Here is a 4,847-nt window from a genome sequence, read left to right as displayed (position 1 = left end):
GTTCGTACGCTATGGGAAAGGAGGTACCCCCAAGACACGCTCGTCGCCATCGACCTCGGCAGAAGATGCCCATCGTTGGCTGCGACCCGAAAGCCGACTCCACCCGCTGATCCTGAATTCGAAGGCGCGGGAAATCCAGCATCTTGGGGCAAAGCAGCGTCGGTGTAACCCGTCGAACTCAATGGCGCTTCGCGTCAACTGCCGCTTGGGCTCAATCAACTTGAGGATGCAAGCTATGAGCAAGCTAGTTGGCTTTTATCGTGATCACCAGATGACCGCGCCTCTCGCAGTGGCGCAGCAGTCGGCGCAGGTGAAACCACTTGCAGCCGACCTCGCGAGAAGTGGAATTCTACTCGTCGCCACGTGCGCACGAGTTGAGGTCTATGGTGAAGAGTCTGCGCTCAGTAACATCGATAGCACGATTATTTCTGGCTTTTCATACGAACGCATTGAAGGTGCAGCCGCAATTGCTCAACGTCTCGCCGAGATTTCATCGAGCGCTCATTCCCAGATCCTCGGTGAGAATTATATCAGCGATCAGCTCGCGAAGGCCCTCGAATTTGTTGATCCAAACCTTCCGATTTTCCAGATCGCACGATTTGCAATTGATACGGGTCGCGCCGCGCGCCGGCGCCAGCGGTTCATCGCATCGTTCAATTACGATCAGATCGTCCGAGACATCATAGCGGATCGATTTCCGGATGGAGAGCTACCCAACCGCCTTTACATCATCGGGGCGGGTATGCTGGGTCGCGGGCTGATCCGGAGTGGTGTCGGAAAGCGATTCCGTTCCACGGTATTCGTAACGCGGAACCCTAAGAACCTTCGCAAACGTCTCCGCCGCTGGACTGACATACAAGTCGCGCTCATGCGTCCGGCAGAGATTGGCTACCCACGCGAACCGCAGTCCATCGTCGTTATCGCAACCGCCGATGTCAATGATGAATACGAAGCCACTCTTCAGGATGCCCTTCTGCGGTTGGAGCCGCGCGCCATAGTGGATCTGTCGTCGGTCCCGGTGTTATCGGGCGCAGCAGTCGGAAAGCTCGATTATGTGAGCATGTATGACGAAGAATTTCTTCGATTCATTGAACAAAATAATGAGCGTCTGGCTCCGAAACTGCCGCTTTTGCTGTCTGACATAGAGGCAAAACTCCGAATGGCACGGAGCGACTTTTACGCGAGCGCAACGTAGCCGACAGCAAGTACATACCAGTTCGCGAGAGACCCTTTGGGAAAGGCGCAGCCCCGTTCCATCTACTGAGATTCCAGACCGAAGGGCCGGACTGTTCCAGTGCCGGTCTCAGGACTAAGAGAGGAGGTAATATGACGACGTCTATTGTAAGATGGTTAAGTCGAAATGACGTTGCACAGACGAATTTGCCATTCACCTCAGCATTAGACATTATCGAAGGGACGCTTCGTGACCACGGTAATGGCGCATTCGAGAACCCGCCCAAGATCGGGATCCACCCGGGGCAGGACGCATTCATACACGCAATGGCTGGCTGGCTTCCCAGGCAACGCCGAGCCGGTCTTAAATGGGTTGCCGGTTACTCCAGCAATCATAAAGTTGGCTTGCCAAACATCACAGGGCTTTTGGTCTTAAACGATCCGGACACGGGCCTACCAATCTGCGTGATGGATGCTGCTTACCTGACTGTAGTTCGCACGGCGGCAGCGTCGGCTATCACGAGCAAGTATTTGTCGCCGCCTTACGTGGGCAGGATAGCGGTAATCGGTGCTGGTCTTCAGGGCCTCTACCACGTAAAAATGCTGTCGTTGATTCACCCCGATGCCGAATTTCAAATCGTGGATATCAATGAGAATGCCGTGGGCCGGTTGGCTGAACAGACTTATTCCAAAGCAACAGTAGTTCACGTGAAAGACGCTGAGCCCGCGATCCGCACCGCTGACGTCATAGTGACCGCAACAAGTCGATTGGAAGACGTGGCATTCCAGTTCGGATGGGTCAAGGAGGGCAGCTTGGTTCTGCCTGTCCATGTCCGCGGATGGTCACAGGATATAACGACGGCTTCGGATGTATTGTTGACGGACGACGTTGAGCAATTCAAAAACTACATCATTGCTACAGGCTCTCCTTACCGGGATATTTCCCGCATTCGTGGATCCGTCAGCGATGTCATTGTAGGACGCGTCGCCGGCAGAGTTAGCAACGCTGATCGCATTGCAGTGTTCAATCTCGGTCTCGCAATGCATGATGTCGCTATAGGTTCTGCTATACTCGACATCGCAGAGCAGCACGGCTTAGGGACGATCCTATCCTACTAGGTGTTTAGATGAGCCGATGAGTCGGCCATAAATGATGTCGCGTATTCGCGGGGTGCGGTGTCCCGGATGCCCCGAAGTTGCGCGACAGTTACCAAAGCAAGGAGTCAAATATGTGCGGCATCTGTGGATGGATTGATTTCGATCGTGACCTAGGAAGTCCCGACGCGCGAAGAGAGCTTGCGGATATGACGGCTACCATGGCCTATCGTGGTCCGGACGACGAGGGGACTTGGATCGACGGGCCTGCGGCACTGGGACACCGTCGCCTGGCGGTAATCGACATCCAGGGCGGTCGCCAGCCGATGACGCACCAGGAGGACGGGCAACCCACCTTGGTGCTCGTCTATGGCGGCGAGACTTACAACTACCGTGAGCTGCGTCAACGGCTCGTCGACCTGGGCCATCGTTTCGACACGAGCAGTGACACCGAGGTGGTGCTGCACGTCCACCGCGAGTGGGGCCGACAGGACCCCTGCACTGCCGTGAGCGAACTCAACGGGATGTTCGCCTACGCGCTCTGGGACACCGCCAAGCGCGAATTGCTTCTCATCCGCGATCGACTCGGCATCAAGCCGCTTTACTACTACCCCACCAAGAACGGAGTGCTATTCGGCTCCGAGCCAAAGGCGATCCTCGCCAATAGTCTCGCAGAACGGGCCATGGGCGCTGAGGGGCTTCGGCGCGCCCTATGCTCCAGCTCCTTCGCCGACCCGTACAACACCGTGTTTCGCGGCATGCGTGAGGTGCGGCCTGGCCACATCGTCCGCGTGACCCGCGACGGCATCCAGCAGATGAGCTACTGGCAGCTCACTGACAGCGGGCATACCGACGACGTGCCTACCACCGTTCGGCGCGTCCGCGAGTTGCTCGAGGACACGATCCAGCGGCAGCTCATCGCCGACGTGCCGCTGTGCACACTGTTGTCGGGCGGGCTTGATTCCTCGGCCATGACAGCACTGGCCGCGCGCTTCAGCGACGAACGGATCCGGTCCTTCGCCGTCGACTTCGTCGGCTATACTGACAACTTTATCCCCGACCCGGCGCGCCCCACACCCGACGGACCTTATGTGCAGGAGGTCGCGAAATACGTTAGTACCGACCACACGGACATCACGTTGTCCGCGCACGAACTCATGGACTCGAATGTGCGGGCTGCCACGCTCCACGCCCGCGACCTGCCGTTGACCATGGGCGACTTTGATAGCTCGCTCTACCTGCTGTTCCGGGCCATCCGGCAACACTCGACGGTGGCCCTGTCTGGGGAGGCGGCGGACGAGCTTTTCGGCGGCTACAGGTTTTTCCACGATCCCTCGTACGTTCAGGCCGACACGTTTCCCTGGATCGAAGACAGCGACGATATCGCACGGCGGTCCCTAGACCCAGGCCTGGTCGAGAAACTCGACCTCCCCGGCTATCTCGACGATCAGTACCGCACGGCGCTTGCGGAAGTACCCGCCCTGACAGGGCCGGCCTCGGCCGATCCGCACGAGCGTCGAATGCGCGAGGTCTTCTACCTCTTTCTCACGCGTTACCTGCGGACGCTGCTCGACCGCAAGGACCGGATGAGTATGGCTTTGGGTCTCGAGGTGCGGGTCCCTTTCTGCGACCACCGCCTCGTTGAGTACGTGTTCGGCACCCCATGGGCTCACAAGACTTTCGACGGGCGCGAGAAGAGTCTGCTGCGGGCCGCCACCGCGGACCTGCTCCCACTGTCGGTGGTGCAGCGAGTGAAGAGCGCGTATCCGATCATCCAGGATGCCACCTATGACAGAATGCTGCGCACGCGGTTCACCGCGCTACTGAATGACCGCAACGCGGCAGTGGCACCGCTGTTGTCCGTCGACAGGTCCCGCGCGTTGCTCGATGCGACCGACAACCTCAGAGGGCTAGAGCAAATCTTGACCCTGCAGGATTTCCTGACCGATTACAATGTGAGCCTCACGATCTGAGACGACAGAACATGCAAAAGGACAGCAAAGGAGGTCCGGCGTCCGAATAGCGTTGGCTCCGTGGCCAGGACGCTGCAGGTGACATTCGGCGAAGGCGCCCGGACCGCTCAGGGCCTTCTTCCTGCGCATCTGCGGTCGCCTGGGAGGCAAATAAACCCCTATCGATCGAAGCCTTTGAAATAGGCGGCCCGAAATCAAGCGAAGTGCTGGTAGAGGTCATGGCGACGGGCGTCTGCCACACCGACGCCCACGCGCTTTCTGGCACGGCGTTCTGCGGCTGCTCAAACCATACGACCCGCCGCCTTCTCGTGCTGTTTTGTGGACGCAATCGCCGTGATCGTGGCCTGATCGTTCGCGCTATGCACCACGGCGACATTCTGGGCTTTGTACCACCTCCGTAACAAAAGTCTGGGGGAAGTTGTTGCACCTAGCAGAAAGTCGCCGCGATCTCCGTCATGAACGAGCTGGTTTGCAGCGGCCCCAAGAGAGAGAGAGAGAACGGCCGAAGAGGTTCGGCTCCATGGGCAAACGTTGAGTCAGCAATCAACCCGGTATAAAGTTTGGACATGGCTGCCCGCCCGAGCCGGCCAGGACTCAGCATTATCC

The 4,847-nt window shown here is 58.3% G+C and carries 3 protein-coding genes and 1 pseudogene; all 4 read left to right on the top strand.

Going from position 1 to position 4,847, the window contains the following annotated elements:
* The first annotated feature begins 235 nt into the window (after positions 1–235).
* Positions 236–1,195, top strand: a complete 960-nt coding sequence (locus tag EN745_RS30190; RefSeq protein ID WP_127422933.1) for a hypothetical protein — start codon at positions 236–238, stop codon at positions 1,193–1,195.
* Positions 1,196–1,326: 131 nt separating this feature from the next.
* A complete protein-coding gene (locus tag EN745_RS30185) occupies positions 1,327–2,292 on the top strand; it encodes an ornithine cyclodeaminase family protein (RefSeq protein ID WP_127422932.1) in 966 nt (321 codons plus the stop codon).
* A 77-nt stretch (positions 2,293–2,369) separates the two neighbouring features.
* Positions 2,370–4,241 (top strand): asparagine synthase (glutamine-hydrolyzing), encoded by a 1,872-nt coding sequence (gene asnB / locus EN745_RS30180; protein ID WP_245487873.1) that lies wholly within the window; start codon positions 2,370–2,372, stop codon positions 4,239–4,241.
* A gap of 83 nt (positions 4,242–4,324) precedes the next feature.
* Positions 4,325–4,504: pseudogene (locus tag EN745_RS30175) on the top strand (hypothetical protein); the annotation flags it as partial.
* Between the last annotated feature and the right edge of the window lie 343 nt (positions 4,505–4,847).

The organism is Mesorhizobium sp. M4A.F.Ca.ET.022.05.2.1 (assembly GCF_003998845.1).
Classification (GTDB): domain Bacteria; phylum Pseudomonadota; class Alphaproteobacteria; order Rhizobiales; family Rhizobiaceae; genus Mesorhizobium.
The sequence above is the reverse complement of the archived record's forward strand: the minus strand, read 5'-3'. Positions and strand labels throughout refer to the sequence as shown.

Coding starts and splice junctions, on each gene's coding strand:
- EN745_RS30185 (WP_127422932.1), top strand. CDS start 1,327: ATGACGACGTCTATTGTAAGATGGTTAAGTCGAAATGACGTTGCACAG.
- EN745_RS30190 (WP_127422933.1), top strand. CDS start 236: ATGAGCAAGCTAGTTGGCTTTTATCGTGATCACCAGATGACCGCGCCT.